Annotated in this window: 20 protein-coding genes; 7 read left to right on the top strand and 13 right to left on the bottom strand. The window is 66.5% G+C overall.

The annotated features are described in order from the left end of the window. Positions 1 to 274 precede the first annotated feature (274 nt). The 8 genes from ACQR07_RS10530 to ACQR07_RS10495 all read right to left on the bottom strand — a co-directional run bounded on the left by ACQR07_RS10530 (position 275) and on the right by ACQR07_RS10495 (position 9,802). Positions 275 to 2,179 carry a propionyl-CoA synthetase gene (locus ACQR07_RS10530; RefSeq protein WP_434902206.1) on the bottom strand — a complete coding sequence of 635 codons (1,905 nt, stop codon included), beginning with the start codon at positions 2,177 to 2,179 and terminating at the stop codon, positions 275 to 277. A 123-nt stretch (positions 2,180 to 2,302) separates the two neighbouring features. Continuing rightward, positions 2,303 to 3,628, bottom strand: a complete 1,326-nt coding sequence (locus tag ACQR07_RS10525) for a tetratricopeptide repeat protein (protein WP_434902205.1) — start codon at positions 3,626 to 3,628, stop codon at positions 2,303 to 2,305. Between the two features lie 144 nt (positions 3,629 to 3,772). Further along, positions 3,773 to 4,540, bottom strand: a complete 768-nt coding sequence (locus ACQR07_RS10520; protein WP_434902204.1) for a tetratricopeptide repeat protein — start codon at positions 4,538 to 4,540, stop codon at positions 3,773 to 3,775. 170 nt (positions 4,541 to 4,710) lie between these two features. Next, the gene (locus ACQR07_RS10515) at positions 4,711 to 5,511 is read right to left on the bottom strand and encodes an SDR family NAD(P)-dependent oxidoreductase (RefSeq protein WP_434902203.1); all 801 of its coding nucleotides are present in this window, start codon (positions 5,509 to 5,511) and stop codon (positions 4,711 to 4,713) included. A gap of 21 nt (positions 5,512 to 5,532) precedes the next feature. Further along, on the bottom strand, positions 5,533 to 5,904 hold the full coding sequence (locus tag ACQR07_RS10510) for a DUF1850 domain-containing protein (protein WP_434902202.1): 372 nt from the start codon (positions 5,902 to 5,904) through the stop codon (positions 5,533 to 5,535). Continuing rightward, on the bottom strand, positions 5,901 to 7,994 hold the full coding sequence (locus ACQR07_RS10505) for a TRAP transporter permease (protein WP_434902300.1): 2,094 nt from the start codon (positions 7,992 to 7,994) through the stop codon (positions 5,901 to 5,903). Before ACQR07_RS10505 ends, ACQR07_RS10510 begins: the two co-directional genes overlap by 4 nt. A gap of 153 nt (positions 7,995 to 8,147) precedes the next feature. Then, positions 8,148 to 9,110, bottom strand: a complete 963-nt coding sequence (locus tag ACQR07_RS10500) for a TAXI family TRAP transporter solute-binding subunit (RefSeq protein ID WP_434902201.1) — start codon at positions 9,108 to 9,110, stop codon at positions 8,148 to 8,150. Between the two features lie 212 nt (positions 9,111 to 9,322). Further along, positions 9,323 to 9,802, bottom strand: coding sequence for a hypothetical protein (locus ACQR07_RS10495; RefSeq protein ID WP_434902200.1), 480 nt, complete (start codon positions 9,800 to 9,802; stop codon positions 9,323 to 9,325). A gap of 164 nt (positions 9,803 to 9,966) precedes the next feature. Here ACQR07_RS10495 and ACQR07_RS10490 point away from each other — a divergent pair, with 164 nt between their 5' ends. Next, positions 9,967 to 10,269: a hypothetical protein gene (locus ACQR07_RS10490; RefSeq protein ID WP_434902199.1), complete on the top strand. Its 303-nt coding sequence runs from the start codon at positions 9,967 to 9,969 to the stop codon at positions 10,267 to 10,269. A 249-nt stretch (positions 10,270 to 10,518) separates the two neighbouring features. Here ACQR07_RS10490 and ACQR07_RS10485 read toward each other — a convergent pair whose 3' ends face one another. Together ACQR07_RS10485 and ACQR07_RS10480 are read right to left on the bottom strand one after the other, a co-directional pair. Next, complete coding sequence (locus ACQR07_RS10485) at positions 10,519 to 11,700, bottom strand: hypothetical protein (protein ID WP_434902198.1); 1,182 nt, start codon at positions 11,698 to 11,700, stop codon at positions 10,519 to 10,521. 25 nt (positions 11,701 to 11,725) lie between these two features. Beyond that, entirely contained in the window at positions 11,726 to 12,355 is a 630-nt protein-coding gene (locus ACQR07_RS10480; protein WP_434902197.1) for an NUDIX hydrolase, read from the bottom strand. 80 nt (positions 12,356 to 12,435) lie between these two features. Here ACQR07_RS10480 and ACQR07_RS10475 point away from each other — a divergent pair, with 80 nt between their 5' ends. The 3 genes from ACQR07_RS10475 (at position 12,436) to ACQR07_RS10465 (ending at position 15,377) form a co-directional block, all read left to right on the top strand. Continuing rightward, positions 12,436 to 12,858 (top strand): PaaI family thioesterase, encoded by a 423-nt coding sequence (locus ACQR07_RS10475; RefSeq protein ID WP_434902196.1) that lies wholly within the window; start codon positions 12,436 to 12,438, stop codon positions 12,856 to 12,858. Between the two features lie 193 nt (positions 12,859 to 13,051). Continuing rightward, complete coding sequence (locus ACQR07_RS10470; RefSeq protein WP_434902195.1) at positions 13,052 to 14,062, top strand: aldo/keto reductase; 1,011 nt, start codon at positions 13,052 to 13,054, stop codon at positions 14,060 to 14,062. Position 14,063: 1 nt separating this feature from the next. Next, positions 14,064 to 15,377, top strand: a complete 1,314-nt coding sequence (locus ACQR07_RS10465) for a tetratricopeptide repeat protein (protein ID WP_434902194.1) — start codon at positions 14,064 to 14,066, stop codon at positions 15,375 to 15,377. A 6-nt stretch (positions 15,378 to 15,383) separates the two neighbouring features. Here the strand turns inward: ACQR07_RS10465 and ACQR07_RS10460 are convergent, their stop codons facing one another. Together ACQR07_RS10460 and ACQR07_RS10455 are read right to left on the bottom strand one after the other, a co-directional pair. Further along, on the bottom strand, positions 15,384 to 16,349 hold the full coding sequence (locus tag ACQR07_RS10460; protein ID WP_434902193.1) for an NAD(P)-dependent oxidoreductase: 966 nt from the start codon (positions 16,347 to 16,349) through the stop codon (positions 15,384 to 15,386). 30 nt (positions 16,350 to 16,379) lie between these two features. After that, positions 16,380 to 17,681 carry a M24 family metallopeptidase gene (locus ACQR07_RS10455; protein WP_434870527.1) on the bottom strand — a complete coding sequence of 434 codons (1,302 nt, stop codon included), beginning with the start codon at positions 17,679 to 17,681 and terminating at the stop codon, positions 16,380 to 16,382. A gap of 121 nt (positions 17,682 to 17,802) precedes the next feature. Here ACQR07_RS10455 and ACQR07_RS10450 point away from each other — a divergent pair, with 121 nt between their 5' ends. From ACQR07_RS10450 to ACQR07_RS10440, 3 genes are read left to right on the top strand one after another with little or no spacing between them, the layout of a single operon-like run. After that, a complete protein-coding gene (locus ACQR07_RS10450) occupies positions 17,803 to 18,864 on the top strand; it encodes a LacI family DNA-binding transcriptional regulator (protein ID WP_434902192.1) in 1,062 nt (353 codons plus the stop codon). Positions 18,865 to 18,919: 55 nt separating this feature from the next. Continuing rightward, positions 18,920 to 19,738, top strand: coding sequence for a CoA transferase subunit A (locus tag ACQR07_RS10445; RefSeq protein WP_434902191.1), 819 nt, complete (start codon positions 18,920 to 18,922; stop codon positions 19,736 to 19,738). Positions 19,739 to 19,740: 2 nt separating this feature from the next. Beyond that, positions 19,741 to 20,484, top strand: coding sequence for a CoA-transferase (locus ACQR07_RS10440; RefSeq protein WP_434902299.1), 744 nt, complete (start codon positions 19,741 to 19,743; stop codon positions 20,482 to 20,484). Position 20,485: 1 nt separating this feature from the next. On the opposite strand, the gene ACQR07_RS10435 is transcribed toward ACQR07_RS10440, so the two are convergent. Beyond that, the gene (locus ACQR07_RS10435) at positions 20,486 to 21,955 is read right to left on the bottom strand and encodes an N-acyl-D-amino-acid deacylase family protein (protein WP_434902190.1); all 1,470 of its coding nucleotides are present in this window, start codon (positions 21,953 to 21,955) and stop codon (positions 20,486 to 20,488) included. Positions 21,956 to 22,062: the final 107 nt, after the last annotated feature.

Genomic DNA, 22,062 nt, shown 5'->3' with positions numbered 1-22,062 from the left:
CCCGGGTCAAGCCCAGCGCCGCAATCGCCTCTCATGTGATGAACCAGCTTCCACCCCTCACCTGAGGAGCGCGCCAGAGGCGGGCGTCTCGAAGGGCGAGGCCCCAACCCGGGCCTCATGGTTCGAGACGCGCCGCAAGGGCGACGCTCCTCACGATGAGGGTCGAGCAGCGGGGCAGCCGCTGCACACGGAACCATGAACACACTGTCAGCGTGTTCACGGAGAGGAATCAGCTCCGAAGCCGGAGCTACACATCGGCTTTGAGCAGCGCTCGCTACATCCGGCTCTTCAACGCCTCGCCGATCTCGTCGAGCACCTTGGGGTCCTCGATCGTGGCCGGTATGCTCCATTGCTCGCCGTCAGCGATCTTCTTGATCGTGCCGCGCAGGATCTTGCCCGAGCGCGTCTTCGGCAGGCGGCCGACGGTGATCGCGAGCTTGAACGCCGCGACCGGGCCGAGCTTGTCGCGCACCAGCGCCACGATCTCCTTCTCGATCACCGACGGGCTGCGCGACACGCCGGCCTTCAGCACGAGGAAGCCGCAGGGCACCTCGCCCTTGATCGCATCCTTGATGCCGAGCACGGCGCACTCGGCGACGTCGGGATGCGATGCGAGAATCTCCTCCATGCCGCCGGTGGACAGCCGATGTCCGGCGACGTTGATGATGTCGTCGGTGCGCCCCATCACGAAGACGTAGCCGTCCTCGTCCTTGAAGCCGGCATCGGAGGTCTTGTAGTAGCCGGGGAATTCGCTGAGGTAGGATTCCTTGAAGCGATCCTCCTGCTGCCACAAGGTCGGCAGGCAGCCCGGCGGCATCGGCAGCTTGATCACGATCGAGCCCATCGTGTTCGCCGGCACCGGCTTCGCGGCCTCGTCAACGATGTCGACCTGATAGCCCGGCATCGGCACCGTCGGCGAGCCGTGCTTGACCGGCAACAGGCCGAGGCCGACCGGATTGCCGGCGATGCACCAGCCCGTCTCGGTCTGCCACCAATGGTCGATCACCGGCACCTTGAGCTGCTGCTCGGCCCATTCCACCGTCGGCGGATCGGCGCGCTCGCCGGCCAGGAAAAGCGTGCGGAACTGCGACAGATCGTATTTGCGCAGGAACGTGCCCTCCGGATCCTCCTTGCGGATGGCGCGGAACGCCGTGGGCGCGGTGAACAGCGCCACCGCCTTGTGATCGGCGATCACGCGCCAGAACGCGCCGGCATCCGGCGTGCCGACCGGCTTGCCCTCATACATCACCGACGTCGCGCCATGGATCAGCGGCCCGTAGATGATGTAGCTGTGGCCGACGACCCAGCCGATGTCGGAGGCACACCACCACACCTCGCCCGGCTTGATGCCGTAGAGATTGTCCATCGACCATTTCAGCGCGACGAGGTGTCCGCCATTGTCGCGCACCACGCCCTTCGGCACGCCTGTCGTGCCGGACGTGTAGAGGATGTAGAGCGGATCGGTCGCCAGCACGGGAACGCAGGGCGCGAGCTTGTTATTGGCGAGCGCGGATTTGCGCAGCGCCGCCCAGTCGTAGTCGCGGCCGGGCTTGAGCTCGCAGGCATGCTCGGGCCGCTGCAGGATGATACAGGCCTGCGGGCGCTTGTCCGAAAGCTCGATGGCCTGGTCGAGCAGCGGCTTGTACTGCACGATGCGGCCGGGCTCGATGCCGCAGCTCGCCGACAGCACCAGCTTCGGCGTGGCATCATCGATGCGGGTGGCGAGCTCCTTGGCGGCGAAGCCGCCGAACACGACCGAGTGCACCGCGCCGATGCGCGCGCAGGCGAGCATCGCGACCATCGCCTCCGGCACCATCGGCATGTAGAGGATGACCCGGTCACCCTTCACCACACCGAAATCCTGCATGATGGCGGCGAGCGTCTGCACCTCCTTCAGCATCTCGGCATAAGTGAGCCGGGTGACGGAATTGGTGAGCGGCGAATCGTGGATCAGCGCCAGCTGCTCGCCGCGGCCGGCGGCGACATGACGATCGAGCGCGTTGTAGCAGGTGTTGACGACGGCGCCGGCGAACCAGCGGCCGTAGGCGCCCATCGACGGGTCGAAGACTTTCTTGGCCGGCTCGATCCAGTCGATCGCGCGCGCGGCCTCCGCCCAGAAACCTTCCGGATCCTGCAGCGACCGTGCATGGACCTCGTGATAGCGGCTCGCAGCGCTCATGACGTTTCCCCAAGATCTGTGTTTATTCCGGACTATTGTCACGGGACAAAGCGACAGTTCAAGCCGTCATGAATTGATCCAGATCAGGCGCAACCCTGGGTCACGGCATTTTCTGCGGACAGATCAATGCGCTGCGTCGCGGAGCCTATCCAGGCGGCGCTGCAAGGCTAGACGAAGGTCGTAGCCGGGCTTGCCGAACCGGGCGTTGCGCTCGGCGATGAAGTCGCGCTGCGCGCCGCGCAACTCGGCGACGGAGCGGCCGCGCGAGGACTTCAGCAGACGCGCGTAACTTTCGGAAATCCCGAGATCGAGGACCGAAAGCTGCGGATCGGCACAGATGACCTTCTCGACCTCGCGCACGGCGGTGGCGCAGTCGAACGATGGGCCGCTGCGCTCCGAGGGCGCATTCAATGGACGGGGCGGTTCGGCACCGAACTTCTTGATCTCGGCCATCATGATGCGGCGGCCGCTGGCGGCATTGTCGTTGCCCGGGTCCAGTCGCAGCGCGGCCTCATAGTCCGCCAGCGCCTTGGCGCGCTCGCCCATCTTCTTGAACAGCACGGCACGGTTGTTGTAGGCGAGCGCGAAGTTGGGATCGAGCCGCAGCGCCGCGTCGTAGTCGCTCAGGGCCGAGCCCAGCTCGTTCTTGAACTGATAGGAATCGCCGCGGTTGGTCAGGAAATTCGGTTTCGGCTGCAGCTTGATCGCCTGGTCATAATCTACGATCGCCTTGTCGTACTCGCCGAGCGATGCATAGGTGAGGCCGCGATTGTCGAAATATTCCGGCACTTTCGGATCACGCCGGATCGCCTCGTGATCGTCGGCGAGCGCCTTGTCGGTCTGGCCAAGCTTCTTGTAGGCGGCGGCGCGGTTGGTGAAGGTGCGGGGACGGTCGGGATCGAGGCGGATCGCTTCGTTGTAGTCCAGTACCGCCTTCTCGTTGTCGCCGCGCAGATAGAACGCGACGCCGCGATCGGCATAGGCCTGAGCATAGTCCGGCTTCAGGCGGATCGCCTGATCGTAGTCGGCGAGCGCGCGATCGAGCCGGCGCTGCTCGGTATAGACGACGCCGCGCAGCTCATAGGCCTCGGCATCATTGGGATCGAGCGAGATCGCCATGCTGAGATCGGCCGTCGCTCTGCCGGCATCGCCGCCGGCCTCGCGCATGAGATCGCCGCGCAGCCGGTAGGCCCGCGCATTCTTTCCGTCGAGCGCAATCGCGCGATCGAGATCCTTCAGCGCCTGGGTCATTCCCCCGCTGGTGCGCGCCTGGGCGTCGGCACGCACCACGAGCGCGGAGGATTGATCCCTGGGCGATCCGGAGGCCTGCTCGATCGCAGTGGTGCAGGCGCTGATCAGCTGAGACGGCGTCGCTTTGCTACCTGTTGCACATTCGGTGTCAGCGGCAAACGCGGGCGCAATTCCAATGGTGGCGACGAGGCCGGCCATGAGACAGAGCGTGCGGTAAGATGAGCGGGACGAGATCGATCGAGCGAATGCGTGCATCGGCGTGGCTCGGCTGGTTCTTGGCGACGGATGACTGTGCAATTGTCGTCAGCAGCCGGAACCCGGTTCAAACCAGCTCGCGGATGGTTAATAGCCGTCCGAGCCGTTCAGCCGCCGCAGACGATCCTGCATCGCCTTCTTGAGATCGTAGCCGGGCTGACCGAAGCCGGCATTGCGGCGGGCGATGAAGGTATCCTGCTCGCGCTGCAGGGCGCGTGCGGCAGCCGGTCCCGCTGCTTCCCGAACCACGCGGGCATGCGAGCCGTCGATCTCGCGATCGAGGTTGGCGAGCTCGGGGTCGGCGCAGATCGCCTTTTCGACGGCCCTGCGCGCCCGGGCGCAGTTGAAGCTCGGCCGGCCGACGATGGCCAACTGCGCGCCGAGACGTTCGAGCTCGACGGCAAGCGCATGATAGTTGCTACGTGCGCTGGCGTGTTCGGGGTTCAATCGCAGCGCCGCGGCGAAGTCGGCCAGTGCTTTCGGACGCTCCCCCTTCTTCCGATGCAGCTCACCGCGCGCGTTGAGGATGTCGGCGAGCGTCGGATCGAGCTGCAGCACCACATCATAGTCGGCGATAGCGCGATCCGCCTCGCCACGGGTGATGAAGATGGACGCCCGCGCGATCAGGGCATTGATGCGGTCGGCCCTCGCCGCCTTGGCGTTGTCGATCAATGCGCTGCATTCGGTCAGCACCTTGTCGGCATCGCCCGCCTCGGAGGCCGCCATGCAGGCGCCGGCATCAGCCGCCGGCTCCTTGCCCGGCTCGGCAGCGCCAACGGCATGCGCCTGCGTGGCCGACAACATCAGCACGACCAGAACGGCTTGGATGACCGCCCCGAAGCGGCAATGCTGCATCATCACGTCCCGCTGAAATCGCCCCTTCACGGTATGGCGCAGGCGCCGCTGCGATGCAATCGGCTCGCTCTAGATCATGTTGCGTTTCCTCGGAAACGCAACATGATCTAGTCTCTTTGTTTGAGCATGATCTTTTCGGAAAACCGGCTTCCACTTTTCCGGATCATGCGCTAGCTCCGGCAGGTCAGTCCGCCATCGACCACCAGCGTGATGCCGGTGACGTAGCGCGATTCGTCGGAGGCGAGGAACAGCGCGGCGTTGGCGACGTCGAAGGCGTCGCCCATGTGTCCCATCGGCACCTGCGCGTCGCGCTTGCGCCACATCTCCTCGACGTCGCCCTTGGCATAGCTCGCCGCGAGTCCGGCCGAATGCTCCACCATCGGCGTCTTCATCAGCCCCGGCAGGATCGCGTTCACACGCACATGCTTGGGTGCGAACTCGACCGCGGTCGTCCGCGTCATCTGGTTCATCGCCGCCTTGCTGGCGCCATAGCTGACATAGGAGATGCCGACCTGGCGGATCGAGGCGACCGAGGAGATGTTGATGATCGAGCCGCCGCCCTGCCCGATCATGACGGGAATGACGTGCTTCATGGTGAAATAGGCGCTCTTGAGGTTGACCGCGAACACGCGATCCCATTCCGCCTCGTCGACATCGACCACACTGCCCATCTCGGCGATGCCGACATTGTTGTCGAGCACGTCGATGCGGCCATAGGCCGCGAGGCAGGCCTTGACCATGGCCTCGACCTCGGCCGCCTTGGAGACGTCGGCGGTGAACGCCTCGGCTTGGCCGCCCTCGCCGGTGATGATCGAGGCGGTCTCAGCCGCGGCGTCTTTGTTGCGATCGACGCAGAACACCTTGGCGCCCTGCCGCGCAAACGTCACGGCGGTGGCCTTGCCGTTGCCCCAGCCGGGCCCGATCGAGCCGGCGCCGACCACCAGCGCCACCTTGCCCTTGAGACGATCCATCGCGTCCTCCCGTCGTTGTTATCAGTTGCAGGCGCTCATCGTGATCGTCGCGGCGCCGATGTCATGGTCGAATATATCCGAGAGCGTCCGGCATTGTCCCTCGGCGCAGATCCGCCATTCGCCTGCGGCGCCGGAATTGCCGAGCACGATCCGCGACAGCGGCTCGCGTTGCACGGGCCACTGAAACCAGCCGTCGACCAGCCGCGCCTCTGGCGGCGGCTCCATGCCCGCGCCCGAGCCCTTCACGCGCGCAGCGACCAGTTGAAGCCCATCTGCGGTGACGCGCCAGTCCTCCTGCCACGCGGTCTTCTCGACCGAATGGGTCCAGGCCAGCGTGAACGCGGCGAGCGCCAGCGTCTTCACGACGCCGGCGGAAGCGAGACAGAGGCTCAAGCGGATGCCACCACGGCCGATGGCGGCCGCTGCCGCCATTGCCAGGCCACGATCACCACCGCCAGCGCAAAGCCGAGCACGTCGCTGTAGGGGAACTCACCGAGCAGGCATACCGACGCGCCGAACGCCAGCAGGCGCTCGACCACCGTCATGCGCGTAAACAGGAAGCCGATCGCGACCATGCCGAACAGGCCGATCGAGATCAGCGCCTTGACGAACGCGTACGCCACGGCCCCGAAGAAGCCGATCTGCGCCTCCATCGGATCGCCCGCCTGCAGCATCAGTGCGGGCGAATAGACGAACAGGAACGGAATGACATAGCCGGCGAGCGCGATGCGCATCGCCTCCCAGCCGATCTTGTCCGGATTCTCCTTGGCAATCGGCGCGGCGGCGAGCGCGGCCAGCGCCACCGGCGGCGAGAGATCGGCCATGATGCCGTAGTAGAACGCGAACATGTGGCTCGCGATCAAGGGCACGCCGAGCTTGGCGAGCGCGGGAGCTGCCAGCGCCGCGGTGATGATGTAGGTCGGGATGGTCGGAATGCCCGTGCCGAGCAGGATCGACAGCAGCATGGTCATGATCAGCGCCGCGAACAGGCTGGTCTTGCCGAGACCGATTACCCAACTGCCGAAGATCGAGCCGACGCCGGTCTGGGTCATCATGCCGATGATGACGCCGACGATGGCGCAGGCCATGCCGACGGTCAGCGCCGACTTGGCGCTTTCGGCCAGCGAGTCGCGGCACGCATGCAAGGTCGCCATGCCGCCGCGCACGAAGCCGGTGATGACGACGAGTGCGACGACGACCGAAGCAACGGGCACGATCTGCAGGCCGTTGCGTGAGAGCGCGCCGACCACGAGCGCGAGTCCGATCCAGAACACGTAGCGTAGCACCTGGTTGGAGAAGCCCATCGTGATCGACGTGCCCAGGATCAGCGCCACCGTGAGCGCGAGGCCCATCGAGCCGGCATAGAGCGGCGTGAAGCCTTCGAACAGCATGTAGACCAGCGCAGCCAGCGGCAGCACGAGGTACCAGCGCGCCACCAGCGCCTTCCAGGCGCTCGGGATCTCCGATGGCTTCATCCCGGTCAGGCCGTGCTTGCCGGCCTCGAGATGCACCATCCAGAACGCGGAGGCGAAATACAGAATGGCCGGGATCACGGCGGCCTTGACGATGACCGAGTAGTCCACGCCCAAGGTCTCTGCCATGATGAAGGCGACTGCGCCCATCACCGGCGGCATGATCTGGCCGCCCATCGACGCGGTGGCCTCGACGCCAGCGGCGAAGGCGCGGCGATAGCCGAACCGGATCATCAAGGGAATCGTGAACTGGCCGACGGTCACCACATTGGCGACGCCGGAGCCGGAGATCGTACCCATCATGCCCGAGGCGAACACCGCGACCTTGGCCGGGCCGCCGCGGGTGCGGCCGAACAGGCCAAGCGAGACGTCGGTGAACAGCTGGATCATGCCGGCATGTTCGAGGAACGAGCCGAACAGGATGAACAGGAAGATGTAGGTGGCGGAGACGTAGATCGGCACGCCATAGAAGCCTTCGGTGCCGAAGGAGAGATGCGTCACGATCTGATCGAAATCATAGCCGCGATGATTGAGCGGTGACGGCAGATACTGGCCGAAGAACCAGTACAGCAGGCAGGCGCCGCACATCAGCGGCAGCGCGAGGCCCATCAGGCGGCGCGTGCCTTCGAAGATCAGCACGGCCAGCAGCGTTCCGACGACGAGATCGACGCGCGTGGGATCGCCGTCGCGGGCGATGAGATCGGCGTAGAAGATCCACTGGTAGAGGCCGCAAAGGAAGCCCATGGCGCCGACCGCCCAGCCGGCGATGCGGCCGGCATCGGTCTTTGCCGTGAAGTTTCCGATCAGTCCGAAGGTCAGGAGCAGCAGGAAGCCGACATGCACGCCGCGCACGACCTGGCTCGGCAAATAGTTGAAGGCCGCGACATAGAGCTGGAACACCGCGAAGGCGAGACCGATACCGTAGGCGAGATATCCCCAGCGGCCGGGACCAAAACCTTCCGGAAAGCCGTGTTCGAAATTGTCGAACTCGACCTTGACGGGCGTTTCCATGTTCACGGCTTCAATCGTCATGAGTCCCTCGAGACGCCCCTCGGCCGGCCAGCCCTTGCCGCCCGGCCTGAACAACAAGACTGCGCGGGACACCTCCCGCGCAGTCGGTGGCGAACGATCCGGCCCGCGATGCAGACCCGGCGTGCAGCGTCCTTACTTGAGGACGCCCTTTTCCTTGTAGTAACGGATCGCGCCCGGATGCAGCGGCACCGGGCTGTCCTGCGCCGCCGTCTCCAGCTTGATCTCCTTGCCGGCGGCGTGCGCATTGGCAAGTTCAGGCAGCGATTCGAAGATCAGCTTGGTCATCTGATAGGCGAGATCGTCCGACACGGCCGTGCTGGTGACGAGATAGTTGATCACGGCCGCCGTCGGCACGTCCTTGTCCTGCCCCGTATAGGTGTTGGCCGGGATGGTCGCGGCCACGAACGGCGCACCGATCTTGTCGACCACCTCCTTCGGCACCGCCACCACCGTGATCGGCGACGAGGTCGAGAGATCCTTCAGCGAGGCGACGCCGAGGCCGGCCGACTGCAAGGTGGCGCTGAGCTGGCGGTTCTTCATAAGGTCGACAGATTCGGCGAACGGCAGATATTCGACCTTGCCGAGATCCTTGTAGCTCATGCCGGCGGCCGTGAGGATCGCGCGCGAGTTCAGCTCGGTGCCCGACTTGGGCGCGCCGACCGACAAGCTCTTGCCCTTCAGGTCCGCCAGCGTCTTGATGCCGGAATCGGCGGTCGCGACGATCTGGATGTAGTTCGGGTAGATCGCGCCGAGGGTGCGCAGCTTGTCGAGCTTGGACTTGAAGCCGGCCTCCTCCTCGCCGTTCCAGGCCGATTTCAGCGAGTCGCCCAGCGCGAAGGCGAGCTCGCCGCGGCCCTGCTGCAGCAGGATCAGGTTCTCAACCGAGGCCTTGGTGGCCTGCACCTGGGTCTTCACGTTCGGGATCTTGTCGCCGTAGATCTTCCCGATCGCGACGCCGAGCGGGTAATAGACGCCCGAGGTGCCGCCGGTCAGCACGTTGATGAAGCTCTGCGCCTGCGCGGCGGGTGCTGCCAGCACGCAGGCGGCGGCCAGAATGAGACCGGTTGCAGTGCCAAAGAATTTCGAAAAGCGCATTGATCCTCCCATTGATTTTGCCGGCAAATTGGACGGATGCAGGCGCGCGGTCAACCCATCCGAAAGGCTGGCGGGTGGCCGTCTGCCGAGCGGGGGCGCACGCCTGGAACAATGCGGCCGCGCCGATCAACCTTGCATTGATGAGACCTCGCGCCTCGCCGCCAGGTTCGCAACCGCGTCCCCGGGGACGGATGCCTCAACCGGGCTGCGCCTCACTGGAACGTCATGTCGAGGCATTTGGAGATGTCCGAGCCGAGCCCGGAGGAGATCGTGATGCAGCCCCGCACCTTCTGCTGGGTGGTGTCCGCCACCCAGATCGAATAGCCGCCATTGCCGAAGAAGGAATTGGTGTTCGCCGGCTCGGTCTCGGTGGCGTCGAACTCGTATTTCGAATCGGCGTCGAACACGCGCGGCTTCTTGGTGCAGCCGCCGTCGGTCTGGACGTTGATGACCTCCTTGTTGTCCCGGGTCAGCGACAGCGACACCTGGCAGCGGAAATATTCCGAGGTCTTCACGTTGAAGACGTAGGCGTAGGACTTACAGACCGCCGTGTTCAGCTTGCCGGCGGAGAGACCGCGGCTGCAGGCGATCCGCTGGTTGTTCGACAGCTTGAAATCGTCGGCCTGGGCGACCGATGCCGACGTCACCAGCAACAATCCCGCGATACAACCAATCTTCGTGACGAGGCTCATTCGAATCATCCCCAAAGCGTTTTCTTGGCCTATGCTTGTAAACCACGCTGCAGGATAATCGCGAGAGCAGCGGGTGGGAAATCCCGCGAGATCGGACGCGGTGCCTCAACGCAGCGACCCGTTCGTGATTTGTTCGAAAGTTATTCGAGATTGGAGGAGGACATATGACGAGCCTGGTTCTGAAAGCCCTTATTGCAGCCGGAGCCCTCTGCGCGCTGACCACGGCCGGCCATGCGGCGCCGCCCGAGCCTTGGGATTTGAAGGCCGACATGGGCTACGCCTACGGCAAGGACGGCAAGACGCTCGCCTACAGGATGGGCACCAAGAACGCCGACATGCTGCTGAAGGGCGCCAAGAAGGTGCCCCGGGGCACGCTGTTCTTCATCGGCCAGAACGGGCAGCTCTACATGCGGACGGGGTCCTATCTCGAAGGCGACGGCAGCTTCTCGTTCGGCGCGGACGAGTGAGTTGGCCCATTGGGCCAACGCGAGCGCACCACTCTAACAGAGTCGTCCCGGCGAACGCCGGGACCCATAGCCACCGCCCTCGGTTGTCGAGTTCGCTGGAGCTACGATCTTCGCAACCACGACCTCCTGTGGTTATGGGTCCCGGGTCGGCGCCTCGGCGTCGCGATGCGACGTCAAGGCTTGCCCGGGACAACAGCGGAATGTCGGGCGCAACGGAATGTGGAGCGCGATAGCGCCTGCCCCACCGCCTCAGAACGCCGCCGCCAGCTCCTTCGCCCCGGGCAGGCTGCTCAGCGAATCCATCCGGGAATCGGTGACCGCGAGCAGCTTCGCCACCGTGTTGTGGCGGACGGCGACCGGGTTGCGCTCGTAGCCGCCGCGCTGGAAGAAGTTGGCGGTCGGGACCTGGTCGCGCATCTCGAGCGGCATGGTCACCATGTCGAAGCCGGTGCCGTCGCCGGTCAGGTTCATCATCTCGAGCTCGGCGGCCGAGAGCGGCCGCGTGTAGCCCTTGGCGCGCGCGAACAGCACCGACGTCAGCAGCTTGTGGGTCTGCAGCATCGGTCCGACATCGATGTCGAGCACCATCGCATGCATCGCCCAGCCCTGCTCGGTGTTGCCGATCTTCTCATGCGCCGACCATTCGTCGGGCACCGAGCGCGCGACGGCGACCATCTTCTTCAGCACGGCGAGCTTGTGCTCCAACGCGGCGCGGCCCGGGCCGGAGGTCTGCGCCACGCGCTCGCCGAGCACGCGGATGAACAACGGCCCCTGCTCCGCCAGCAGTTCGACCGTGTTGGTCGTGAGCAGCTGATTGTAGCCGATCGCGGTCGAGATTGCCCGGTTGCCCTTGAAGCCGGACTGCGAGTCGTGACGGCCATTGCCGCCGGTCTCGAACGAATAGACCCGAACCGCCTGCTCGCGTGTCAGGCCCGAGGTCGCGGCAAAGCGGGCATAGGCGCGCTTGAAGTCGACGTCGTTGGTCGGCCGCTGCGGCGACCATTGAAAGTGCTCCTGCGCGGCCTTCAGGAGATCGGCAACAACGGGAATGTACTTGCGCTCGCGCGGCTCGCCCTCCGGCTCCGGCTCGGGATTCACCGGCCGCTTCGGCCCGGCGTACACCGGCGGCTGCTCGAGCACGTAGTCATCGAGCCCGATCGGCTGCCGGTCGCGGCGCTTGGCATTGCGGGCGCGGCGCTTGTCTGAAATCGCCTTCCAATAGGCGCCCGCCTCCTGGTCGAACGCCGCGCGCGCCGCCTGGTACTCGGCGAGCTTGCGTTGATAGTCCGCGATCGCCGCCGGCGAGGCCATCTGGGCGAAGGCGTCACGCGGGGCTGCGACCGGCTCGGGTTCCCCGGCGAGCAACGGCGGTGCGCCTGCGACCGCGCAGGCGAGAATCAGGGCAAGCTTGCGAATCGGCTGATCGAGCATGCTGCCCTTTTAGCCGAAACCTCGGCTACTTCCAGGCAAACACCGGCTGTTCCAGATCGTGGACGCGGGTGTCGCGTCCGGCCAGCACCTCGCGGAACTGATAGATCAGCGCCGCCGTCGGGGCATGGATCAAGCCTTCGCGGGCGTGAAAACGAATCACGCGCCGCGAGCTCTCGGGAATCGCCGTGAAGTCGAACGCGTCATCAACCGCAATCGCATCCAGGTCGATCCGATGCACCTCGGCAACCTCATCCGGATTCGGCCGGAGTGTGCGGCCATTGGCCGCCCAGACGACGACAGGGGTAATCAGATAGCCGGACCGGGTCGGATAGTCGTCGAGCAGTCCCAGCACGTCGTCCGGCGCGAGCGTCAATCCCAACTCCTCGGCGAGCTCGCGCAGGGCCCCTTCGACCGGCGTCTCGCCGGCATCGCAGCGGCCGCCGGGCAGCGCCCATTGGCCGCCATGGCTGCGCAGGCCTGCTGCGCGCAAGGTGAGCAGCAGCGTCGCTGCGCCGGTCTTGTGATGCGGGGCCAATGCAATCGCCACTGCAGCGCGCTTCAGCGGCGGTGTCGGCGCGATCGGGTCCAAGCGCTCGAAAGACGCACAGCACGTCGCAATTTTCCGCCTGGTGGCATCGTCGAACGGCATGGCCATGCAGCTTGACTACACCAGCCCCGCAGCGGATGAAACGGCCACGTGCCGGGCCCGCGGCACTGATCGAAGGGGTGTTCGAAATGACGAAATCGGCCGCGGCGCGCATGAAGTCCGACGGCTGGGAGATCGTCGACACCTCGGGCTTCCTGCATCTGATCGGCCCGCTGTGGCAGCGGATCGCCGACGGCGCCCACGAATACGCCATCGTGACCGAGGACAAGCATCACAACCGCCGTGGCCTGGTGCAGGGCGGCGTGATCATGACATTGGCCGACCGCAGCTGCGGCATGACCGCCCGCTACGCCGCAGGCAAGGAGCACATGGCCACCGTCCAGTTCGACACCCATTTCGTCGAGGCCGGCAAGATCGGCGAGACGCTGGTGTCGCGGCCGCACGTGGTACGCATCACCCGCAGCCTGGTGTTCATCACCACCGAAGTCACCGCCGCAAACCGCGTGGTCGCGATGGCCTCGGGCGTGTTCAAGATCCTGAAGAGCGAATGAGGCGCTTTCTCCGTCATTGCGAGGAGCCAACGGGTCCGCGCAATGCGCGGCCCGATGACAGGCTCCGCGACGAAGCAATCCAGAGTCCCACCCGAGCCCCTGGATTGCTTCGCTGCGCTCGCAATGACGCGCTGAGAGAGCTATCGTACCTATCCCCACCCGCGGGTGGTGATGGTTCGAAATGAGGCAAGCAATGCAATATCGCCAGCTCGGCCGTTCCGGCCTGAAAGTGTCGCCGATCTGCCTGGGCACGATGATGTTCGGCGGCCCGACCGACGAGCCGACCTCGGGGCGCATCATCGCGAGGGCGCGTGACGCCGGCATCAATTTCATCGACACCGCCGATGCCTACAACAAGGGCGCCTCCGAGGAGGTCGTCGGCCGCGCCATCGCCGCCGAACGCGACCGCTGGATCGTCGCCACCAAGCTCGCCAATCCGATGGGCGACGATCCCAACCGCGCCGGGCTGTCGCGGCGCTGGGTGCTGCAGGCCGCGGACGAGAGCCTGAAGCGGCTCGGCACCGGGCACATCGACATCTACTACCTGCACAAGGAGGACCACGCGACGCCGCTGGAGGAGACGGTGCGCGCCATCGGCGACCTCATGCGCGCCGGCAAGATCCGCTATTTCGGCGTGTCGAACTACCGCGCCTGGCGGCTCGCCGAGATCTGCAATCTCTGCGACGCTGACGGCATCGACCGTCCCGTGGTCAGCCAGCCCTACTACAACGCGATGAACCGGATGCCTGAAGTGGAGCATCTGCCGGCCTGCGGCTATTACGGCCTCGGCGTCGTGCCCTACAGCCCGCTGGCGCGCGGCGTACTGACTGCGAAGTACAATCCCGATGCGCCGCCCGACAAGGAGACGCGCGCGGGCCGCAACGACACACGAATGATGCAAACGGAGTGGCGCCCGGAATCGCTGAAGCTGGCGCAGGAGATCAAGCGCCACGCCGAAGCCAAGGGTTTTGCGCCCGGCCAGTTCGCCGTCGCCTGGGTGCTGAACTCGGCTTTCATCAGCTCGGTGATCGCGGGTCCGCGCACCGAGGCGCAGTGGGACGACTACATCCGCGCGCTGGACTATCCGTTTGCGGCCGACGACGAGGCGCTGATCGATCGCCTGGTGGTCACCGGCCACGCCTCGTCCCCCGGCTACAATGATCCGGCCTATCCGATCGAAGGCCGCCGGCCGCGGGTGGGCTGACATGGAGGAGGATCGCTACGGCCTGCCGCTGTCGACATCTTCCGCCGAGGCGGCCGCCGCCTATCGCGAGGGCATCGATCTGCTGCTCGCCTTCTGGCCGGGCGCCACGGATGCGCTCGAACGCGCGATCATGCTCGATCCGGACTTCGCGCTGGCGCATGCCGCGCGCGCCCGCATCCATGCGATCTACATGCAGCGCGAGGCCGCGTTGCAGACCATCAAGCGGGCGCGTGACCTCATCGCCAAGCGCGGCACCGAGCGCGAGCAGAGCCATGTCGCGACCCTGGTGCTCACCATCGAGGGCCGCGGCACTGAGGCGCTGCCGTCGACACTGACCCATCTGGCGAGTTGGCCGCGCGACGCCATGATCATGGCGCTGCCGCTCGGCGCCTTCGGCCTGCTCGCCTTCTCCGGCCGCGCCGATCATGACGCCGCCCGCCGCGACCTCTGCGATCGCTTTGCCGCCGACTACGGCGAGGATTGGTGGTTCATGTCCAACCACGGCTGGGCGCTCACCGAGGCAGGCGACGTCAGCCAAGGGCGCGCCGTCACCGAGCGCAGCTTCGCGCTGCGCCGGCGCAACGCCTATGCCGTGCACGCGCTGCTGCACGCGATGTTCGAAGCCGGCGCGCTGGACCAGGCCGATGCGCTCGTGAACGATTGGATCGGCGACTATGACCGCACCGGCATGCTGCACGGTCACATCTGCTGGCACCAGGCGCTCGGCGCGCTGGACCGCGGCGACGCCGCCGGGGCGCTCAAGGTCTATACCGACGTGCTGGTGCCGACGATGGACACCGCGCCGCCGCTGAATACGCTGTCCGACTGCGCCTCGCTGCTGTGGCGGTTGATGGCGGAGAACAATCCCGTGCCGGATGGCGCGTGGGCCGACGTTGCGTCCTATGCCAGTCCCCGTTTCACCGGCTCAACGCTCGCCTTCATCGAGATGCACCTGATGATGATCGCTGCCGCCACCAACGACACGGCAGCGCTGAAGGGGCGTCTCGCCGCGATCGAGCGACGGCAGGCCGAGGGCATGCTCCCCGCCGGCCGCATCGTGCCGCACATGCTGCGAGCCCTGCGCGCCTTTGCCGAAGAGAACTGGCGCAGCTGCGCGCGGGAGTTGACGCCTGTCATCGGCGATCTCGCGCGCATCGGCGGCAGCCACGCGCAACGCGAGGTGATCGAGGACACCTACATCCTGGCCCTGATCCGCAGCGGTTCGCTGGCAAAGGCCCGCGAGGTGCTGGATGCTCGCCTGCACCGCCGCCCCTCTGCACGCGATTCGCGTTGGCGGGCGCTAGCAGCGGGTTGAGGCAGGTTATCCCTCCGTCTCCAGCCCGGTTGGCATCGGCACGTTCTCCGGCTGCAGCTTGACGCCAGCGGCGAGCGCGACGGTCTCCAGCAGCGCCGCAAAATCCTTCTCGAGATAGGCGGCCGGATCAGGTTGCCGCGAGGCGGCGCCGACATGGGCCTGCAACGCCTCGCGCGCCGCCGCCGTCACCGGCATCGCGACGTCGAGCTGTCGTCCGGCAGCCAGGCCGAGATCGAGGTCCTTGCGCAGCAGCGGCGGCGTGAAGGTCGTGGTCCAGTCGAGATTGACCAGCGCGTTGCTCTTGTACTTGGTGAAGGTCGAGCCCATCACGCTGGCGTTCATGAAGTCGAGGAAGGCGTGGCGCGGCACGCCGGCCTTCTGCGCCAGGATGGTGATCTCGGCGAGGTTCTGGATCACGACCCCGAGGAAGACGTTGTGCGCGATCTTGCAGATCCGCGCGAGCTCGCCCTCGCCGACATAGGAGACACCGGCGACGGCGATCTTGGCGAGATAGGGCTCGATGGTGTCAAACGCAGCCTTGGGACCCGACACGACCGAGGAGAGCTTGCCGGCCTTGACGCACTTGCCGTTGCCCGACACCGGCGCGCGCACGAGCTCGCAATCGAGCCGCTTCAGCTTGGCGGCGATCGCCTCCGACTGTTCGATGCCGATCGACGAGCAGTCGACCAGGATCTTGGGACGCGGTCCGAGGCTCGAGGCGACGAGACCGTTGCTGCCGAAATAGACCTGTTCGAGGTCCTTGCCCGTCGACACCATCGTGAACACGATGTCGCACGACGCGAGGTCGCTCGGGTGGTCGACGATCACACCGCCCTTGGCCGCGAGCGGCTCCGCCTTGGCACGGGTGCGATTGAAGATCGACACCTTGTGCCCGGCCTTGAGCAGGCGCTCGGCCATCGGGTAGCCCATGCGCCCCATGCCGATCCAGCCGAGCGAATGTGTGGCTGCCATTTGCTTCACTCCCTTGAACCTTTGCTTCGCTCAGTAGCGGTTGGCGATCGGCAGCTCTTCCGCCGGGAACAGCGTGATCACCTGGCAGCCCTTGTCGGTGACGACGACCTCCTCCTCGATGCGCGCGGCCGAGAAGCCGTCGGTGGCCGGGCAGTAGGTCTCGAGCGCGAACACCATGCCGGTCTTGATCTCCATCGGATTGTCGAGCGAGACCAGCCGCGAGATGATCGGGCGCTCATGCAGGGCAAGACCGAGCCCGTGGCCGAACTGCAGGCCGAACGCCGCCATCTCCGACGGGAAGCCGAACTCTTCGGCTTTCGGCCACACCTTGGCGACGGTGTCGGTCGAGACGCCCGGCTTGATCAGCGCGATCGCGTTGTCGAGCCATTCTCGGCACTGCTTGTAGGCGTCGTGCTGCGCCGGCGTGGCGCGGCCGACATTGAACGTGCGATAGTAGCAGGTGCGGTAGCCCTGATAGGACTGCAGGATGTCGAAGAACGCCTGGTCACCCGGGCGGAGGATGCGGTCGGTGAAATTGTGCGGATGCGGATTGCAGCGCTCGCCGGAGATGGCGTTGATCGCCTCGACGTCATCCGAGCCCATTTCGTAGAGCATCTTGTTGGCGAGCGCGACGATGTCGTTCTCGCGCACGCCCGGCTTCAGGTTCTCGTAGATCGAGTGATAGACGCCGTCGACCATGGCCGCGGCCTGGTTGAGCAGCATGATCTCGTCGATGTTCTTGATCTCGCGCGCATCCAGCATCACCTGCTGGCCGTCGACCACCTTCATGCCGGCCTTCTGCAGCTCGAAGAACATCGCGGTCTCGGCGAGGTCGACGCCGACCGGCATGTCGGCAACGCCGGCCGCGCGCAGCAGGCTCATCACCTCCTCGGCGTGGGCCTTCATCAGCCCGACCGCCGGCGGCACGGTGCCGCGCATGCCTAGCATGCCGGCGCGGCAGTTCTCCGGCGCCAGCCAGTCGCAGAAGATGCGGTGATGCACGGCGGCCGAGCCGAAATCCCACACGATCGGTTCGCCATCGCCCGCCAGGAGCGCAAAGCGACAAAGCTTGTCGCGCTCCCATTCACCGATCTTGGTGCCGGAGACGTAGCGGATGTTGTTGACGTCGAACAGCAGCAGCGCACCACAGCCCGAGTTCTTCAGGGCCATCCGCGCCCGCGCCAGCCGGTACCGCCTGAGGCGATCGAAATCGACGCGGCGCTCGAAATCCACCGAGACATGGCCGTGCGAGGGGATCGCCCGGCTCCAGCGCCAATGCGGGTCGAGATGCTCCGGGCTGACCAGATGCGGCTTCAGCGCGCTGGCTGTCATGTGGACGTTCCCCATTAAGTTATTGCAATCGATTGCAGAGCCGGATTTATTGCATGCACGTTAAGGGTGTCAAGGTAGGATCGGTGAAAACGTCGCTGCGCTGCGATACCAGGGGTTGGGAATGAAGCACACATTGCGACCCGCGACAGGCCTGCGGACAGCCGCCCCCGCGCGCCCGACGATCAAGGACGTGGCGGCGCGTTGCGGCGTCCATCCGTCGACGGTCTCGCGCGCGCTGAGCCCGGCGATGAAGCACCTCGTCGCCACCGATGTCGCCGACCGCATCCGCGCTGCGGCCAACGCGCTCGGCTATCGCCTCAACATGGCCGCCAAGGGTCTGCGCACGGGACGCAGCGGGCTGATCGGCGTGCTCGCGCCTGACATCGCCGACCCCGGCTTTCCGCCGGTGCTGTCCGGCATCGCCGATCACCTCAATGCGGAGGGCTATGCCACGATCGTCGTCGACGTCGGCTGCAAAGGCTCGGAGCAGGACCTCGTCGACCGCCTGATCGCCCGCGGCGTCGACGGTCTGGTGCTGGCGACGGTGAGCTTGCGCGACGACGTCGTGAAGCATTGCCTGGACACGGCGCTGCCGGTCGTGCTGCTCAATCGCGTCGATGCCGCCGGCATGCTGCCCTCCGCCGCTAGTGACGACGCCGCCGGCATGCGGCTTGCCGTCGAGCATCTCGTCGCGCTCGGCCATCAGCGTATCGGCCACGTCGCCGGCCCGCAGGAGATCTCGACCGGCGCCCGGCGCCGCGCGGGTTTCGAGGCGAGCGTCCATGACGCCGGATTGCCGGCGCGCCATGCGCCGATCGAGATCGCCGACACCTATACGCGCGCGGATGGCCGCGAGGCTGCGCTGCGGCTGCTGGCGCGCAGGACGCGGCCAACCGCGATCGTCGCCGCCAACGACCTGCTCGCCCTCGGCGTCTACGACGCGCTTGCCGAACTCGGCTTGAGCTGCCCGCGCGACGTCTCCGTCGTCGGTCACAACGACATGCCGTTCGTCGACATGGTCGCGCCGCCGCTCACCACGGTGCGGATCGCCCAGCGCGACATGGGCGAAGCGGCCGCGCGGCTGCTGCTGGCGCGGGTCGCCGATCCCGCAGCGGCGGCCGAGCACATCGTGCTGCGACCGCAGCTGATCGTTCGCGGATCGACCATCGCCAGCCTAGGCTGACGGCCATACGAGGCGTCGCCATACACGACGTCAAAGCAAACAGGAGGATACGCCGATGACGGAGATGATCGGCCTGCAGGCGCTGGTGGCGTCGATCGCACCGGGCCAGTCGGTGGCGATACCCGTGGACCGCGCCGGCGTCTCGATGGCCGCGACCGCGGAGATGATCGAAGCAGGCCTCACCGGCCTGCATCTGGTCTGCGTGCCGATCTCGGGCCTGCAGGCGGATCTGCTGATCGGCGCAGGCGTCGCCACAGTGGTGGAAACCAGCGCCGTCTCGCTCGGCGAGGCCGGCGGCGCGCCGCGCTTCGTCGCGGCGGTACGCGACGGCAGCATCAAGCTGCGCGACGCCACCTGCCCTGCCATCCATGCCGGCCTGCTCGCGGGGCAGAAGGGCGTGCCGTTCATGCCGATCGCCGGCATCATCGGCAGCGACCTGCTTGAGGTGCGCCCCGACTGGAAGGTGATCGACAGCCCGGTCGGCGAGGCCGGCAAGGTGGTCGTGGTGCCCGCGATCACGCCGGACGTCGCGCTGTTCCATGCGCCGGAGGCCGACCGCTTCGGCAATGTCCGCATCGGCCGCTACCGCGAGCTCGCGACCATGGCCTATGCCGCCAGGCGCACGCTGGTCACCGTCGAGCGCATCGTCGAGCGCGATCTGATGGCCACCGAGGACTCCGCGGCCGGGGTGCTGCCGGCACTCTATGTCGATGCAATCGCGGTTGCCGAGAACGGCGCCTGGCCGCTGCCGCTGTGGGACGAATACGAGACCGATGGCGCCGAGCTTGCGCGCTACGCCGCGATGGCCCGCAGCGACGAAGGGTTTCGCGCCTATCTCTCCGCCTTCCTGGGCCGCAGCAAGGAAGTGGCGTGACCATGCAGGACGAACGCGCGCGGAAAGAGCTGCTGATCACCGTCATCGCCGACCTGCTCGACGGCATCCGCCATGTCGCCGTGGGCGCCTCGTCGCCGATCCCGGCGGCCGGCGCCATGCTGCTGCGCGCCCGCAACGCGCAGGCCGGCAAGCCGCCGGTGCGCATCTCGATCCTCGGCTCGAGCCGGCACAATTTCTTCACCAATGGCGGCGTCGAGCTGTTCGACTGCGCCGCGCAGGGCCGCGTTGACGCGTTCTTCCTCGGCGGCGGCCAGATCGACGGCGCGGGCAATATCAACCTGGTCGGCACCGGCGACTATCCGCGCATGGACGTGCGCTGGCCCGGCTCGTTCGGCTCGGCCTATCTCTATCATCTGATCCCGCGCGTCATCCTGTTCCGCGAGGAGCATTCGCCGCGCGTGCTGGTGCCGAAGGTGGATTTCGTGAGCGCGGCCGCAACGACACCCGAGGTGAAGCGCCGCGGCGGGCCGCACGCGCTGCTGACGAATCTGGCGCTGTTCGATTTCGATCGCGCGCGTGGCGGCTTCCGGCTGCGCTCGGTGCATCCGGGCTACACGGCCGAGGATGTCCGCGACCGCACCGGCTTCGACTACGAGGTGCCGGAGATCGTGCCGCCGACGCCTGCGCCCGATCGGGCGACGGTCGAGCTGATCCGCGGCCGGATCCTCGACGAGCTCGCCGAATGCTATCCGGAGTTCGCGCGCGCGATGGCCATTGCAGCCTAGCTCACTGCAATCCTGCGCGCGCAATCACCTGGCCCGCGCGCGCGTTCTGGTGCGCGCCCTGCCACCACGTCAGCGCGCCATTGACGATGACCGCTTCGATGCCGGCGGCCGGCACGCAGGGCTCGTCATAAGTCGCGGCGTCGCGCACGCTCGTTGCGTCGAAGATCGTGATGTCGGCATGGTTGCCGATCGCCAGCGTGCCGCGATGCTTGATGCCGAAATTCTGCGCGGTCAGGCCGCTCATCTTCCATACGGCCGTTTCCAGCGAGAACAGCTCGAGCTCCCGGCAGTAGTAGCCGAGCACGCGCGGGAACGTGCCCCAGAGCCGCGGATGCGGCCGCTCGCCGAACGGCAGGCCATCGGAGCCGATCATGGTCGGCTCGAAAGCGAGGATCGTCCGCACGTCGGCCTCGTCCATCGAGAAGTAGATCGCGGAGGCCGGCTGCAGCCGCTTCGCGGCTTCGAGCCGGTCGACACCCCATTCGGCTGCGATGTCGGCGAGATCGCGGCCGGCGACCTCGGGATGCGGACCTGACGCCGCAACGACGACCTTCACCTGCAGCTTGGCCGGATCGGTGTGCAGCATGGTCGAGGAGGCGTTGTAAGGATAGCAGTCGAGCGCGACGCATTGGCAGCTCATCGCCTTGGTGAGCAGCGGCAGCGTCTCCCGGGTGCGGCCGAAGTTCGCCGGCCCCACCACCTTGTGGTGCGAGATCACGACCTGGACGTCGAGCGCCTTGCCGATGGCAAAGCTCTCCTCCAGCGACTTGACCACATCGTTGGCCTCGTTGCGCATGTGCGTCGCATAGACGCCGCCGCTGCCGGAGAGCGGGCGGCAGACCGCGATGATCTCCTCGGTCGGCGCCGCCTCCGCCGGCGGATAGAACGTCCCGGTCGAGACGCCGATGGCGCCGGCGTCGAGCGCCTCCTGCACATGGCCGCGCATCTCCGCAACCTCCTCCGCGGTGGCGGCGCGGCCGAGATCACTGACGACAGAGGCGCGCAACGCCGTATGCCCGACCATCGGCGCGACGTTCACGGCGGCGGGCGCCGCGCGCAGTGCCGCCACATAGTCCGCAAACGACTCATACTCCGCGATCCGCCCATCGCCGGGCGACAGCAAGCCGAGCGGCATCGGCCGCGGCGTGTCCGGCTTCAGCGGCGCAATGCTGACGCCGCAATTGCCTGTCACGACCGATGTCACGCCCTGCGACACCTTGCAGGTCATGCCGGGATCGACCAGCACCGCGCTGTCGTCATGGGTATGAGCGTCGATGAAGCCCGGCGCAACGATGCGGCCGCGGGCGTCGATCACGTGGGCGGCGGTCCGGCCGTCGAGCGCGCCGATCGCAACGATCCGGCCGTCCTTGATGCCGACATCAGCCTCGAACCGTGGCGCCCGCGTGCCATCGATGACGGTGCCGCCGCGGATGATGAGGTCGAAGGAGGCTGAAGGATTTGTATCGGACATGAGGTCTCGCGCAGCGTTGTCAGGGATGTGGCGTGACTATCGGCGCACACCGTGGATGCGTCCAGCGCGATAGGCATGAACAGAACGCTGGGTGGGCCTACCAAATT

Source organism: Bradyrhizobium sp. HKCCYLS20291 (genome assembly GCF_051167715.1).
In the GTDB taxonomy this organism is placed as follows: Bacteria; Pseudomonadota; Alphaproteobacteria; order Rhizobiales; family Xanthobacteraceae; genus Bradyrhizobium.
This window is presented reverse-complemented; position numbering and strand designations above follow the sequence as displayed.

What these genes read in the sequence shown, in the direction of transcription:
- ACQR07_RS10530 (WP_434902206.1), bottom strand. Translation starts at nt 2,179, where the DNA reads ATGAGCGCTGCGAGCCGCTATCACGAGGTCCATGCACGGTCGCTGCAG.
- ACQR07_RS10525 (WP_434902205.1), bottom strand. Translation starts at nt 3,628, where the DNA reads ATGGCCGGCCTCGTCGCCACCATTGGAATTGCGCCCGCGTTTGCCGCT.
- ACQR07_RS10520 (WP_434902204.1), bottom strand. Translation starts at nt 4,540, where the DNA reads ATGCAGCATTGCCGCTTCGGGGCGGTCATCCAAGCCGTTCTGGTCGTG.
- ACQR07_RS10515 (WP_434902203.1), bottom strand. Translation starts at nt 5,511, where the DNA reads ATGGATCGTCTCAAGGGCAAGGTGGCGCTGGTGGTCGGCGCCGGCTCG.
- ACQR07_RS10505 (WP_434902300.1), bottom strand. Translation starts at nt 7,994, where the DNA reads ATGGAAACGCCCGTCAAGGTCGAGTTCGACAATTTCGAACACGGCTTT.
- ACQR07_RS10500 (WP_434902201.1), bottom strand. Translation starts at nt 9,110, where the DNA reads ATGCGCTTTTCGAAATTCTTTGGCACTGCAACCGGTCTCATTCTGGCC.
- ACQR07_RS10495 (WP_434902200.1), bottom strand. Translation starts at nt 9,802, where the DNA reads ATGAGCCTCGTCACGAAGATTGGTTGTATCGCGGGATTGTTGCTGGTG.
- ACQR07_RS10490 (WP_434902199.1), top strand. Translation starts at nt 9,967, where the DNA reads ATGACGAGCCTGGTTCTGAAAGCCCTTATTGCAGCCGGAGCCCTCTGC.
- ACQR07_RS10485 (WP_434902198.1), bottom strand. Translation starts at nt 11,700, where the DNA reads ATGCTCGATCAGCCGATTCGCAAGCTTGCCCTGATTCTCGCCTGCGCG.
- ACQR07_RS10480 (WP_434902197.1), bottom strand. Translation starts at nt 12,355, where the DNA reads ATGGCCATGCCGTTCGACGATGCCACCAGGCGGAAAATTGCGACGTGC.
- ACQR07_RS10475 (WP_434902196.1), top strand. Translation starts at nt 12,436, where the DNA reads ATGACGAAATCGGCCGCGGCGCGCATGAAGTCCGACGGCTGGGAGATC.
- ACQR07_RS10470 (WP_434902195.1), top strand. Translation starts at nt 13,052, where the DNA reads ATGCAATATCGCCAGCTCGGCCGTTCCGGCCTGAAAGTGTCGCCGATC.
- ACQR07_RS10465 (WP_434902194.1), top strand. Translation starts at nt 14,064, where the DNA reads ATGGAGGAGGATCGCTACGGCCTGCCGCTGTCGACATCTTCCGCCGAG.
- ACQR07_RS10460 (WP_434902193.1), bottom strand. Translation starts at nt 16,349, where the DNA reads ATGGCAGCCACACATTCGCTCGGCTGGATCGGCATGGGGCGCATGGGC.
- ACQR07_RS10455 (WP_434870527.1), bottom strand. Translation starts at nt 17,681, where the DNA reads ATGACAGCCAGCGCGCTGAAGCCGCATCTGGTCAGCCCGGAGCATCTC.
- ACQR07_RS10450 (WP_434902192.1), top strand. Translation starts at nt 17,803, where the DNA reads ATGAAGCACACATTGCGACCCGCGACAGGCCTGCGGACAGCCGCCCCC.
- ACQR07_RS10445 (WP_434902191.1), top strand. Translation starts at nt 18,920, where the DNA reads ATGACGGAGATGATCGGCCTGCAGGCGCTGGTGGCGTCGATCGCACCG.
- ACQR07_RS10440 (WP_434902299.1), top strand. Translation starts at nt 19,741, where the DNA reads ATGCAGGACGAACGCGCGCGGAAAGAGCTGCTGATCACCGTCATCGCC.
- ACQR07_RS10435 (WP_434902190.1), bottom strand. Translation starts at nt 21,955, where the DNA reads ATGTCCGATACAAATCCTTCAGCCTCCTTCGACCTCATCATCCGCGGC.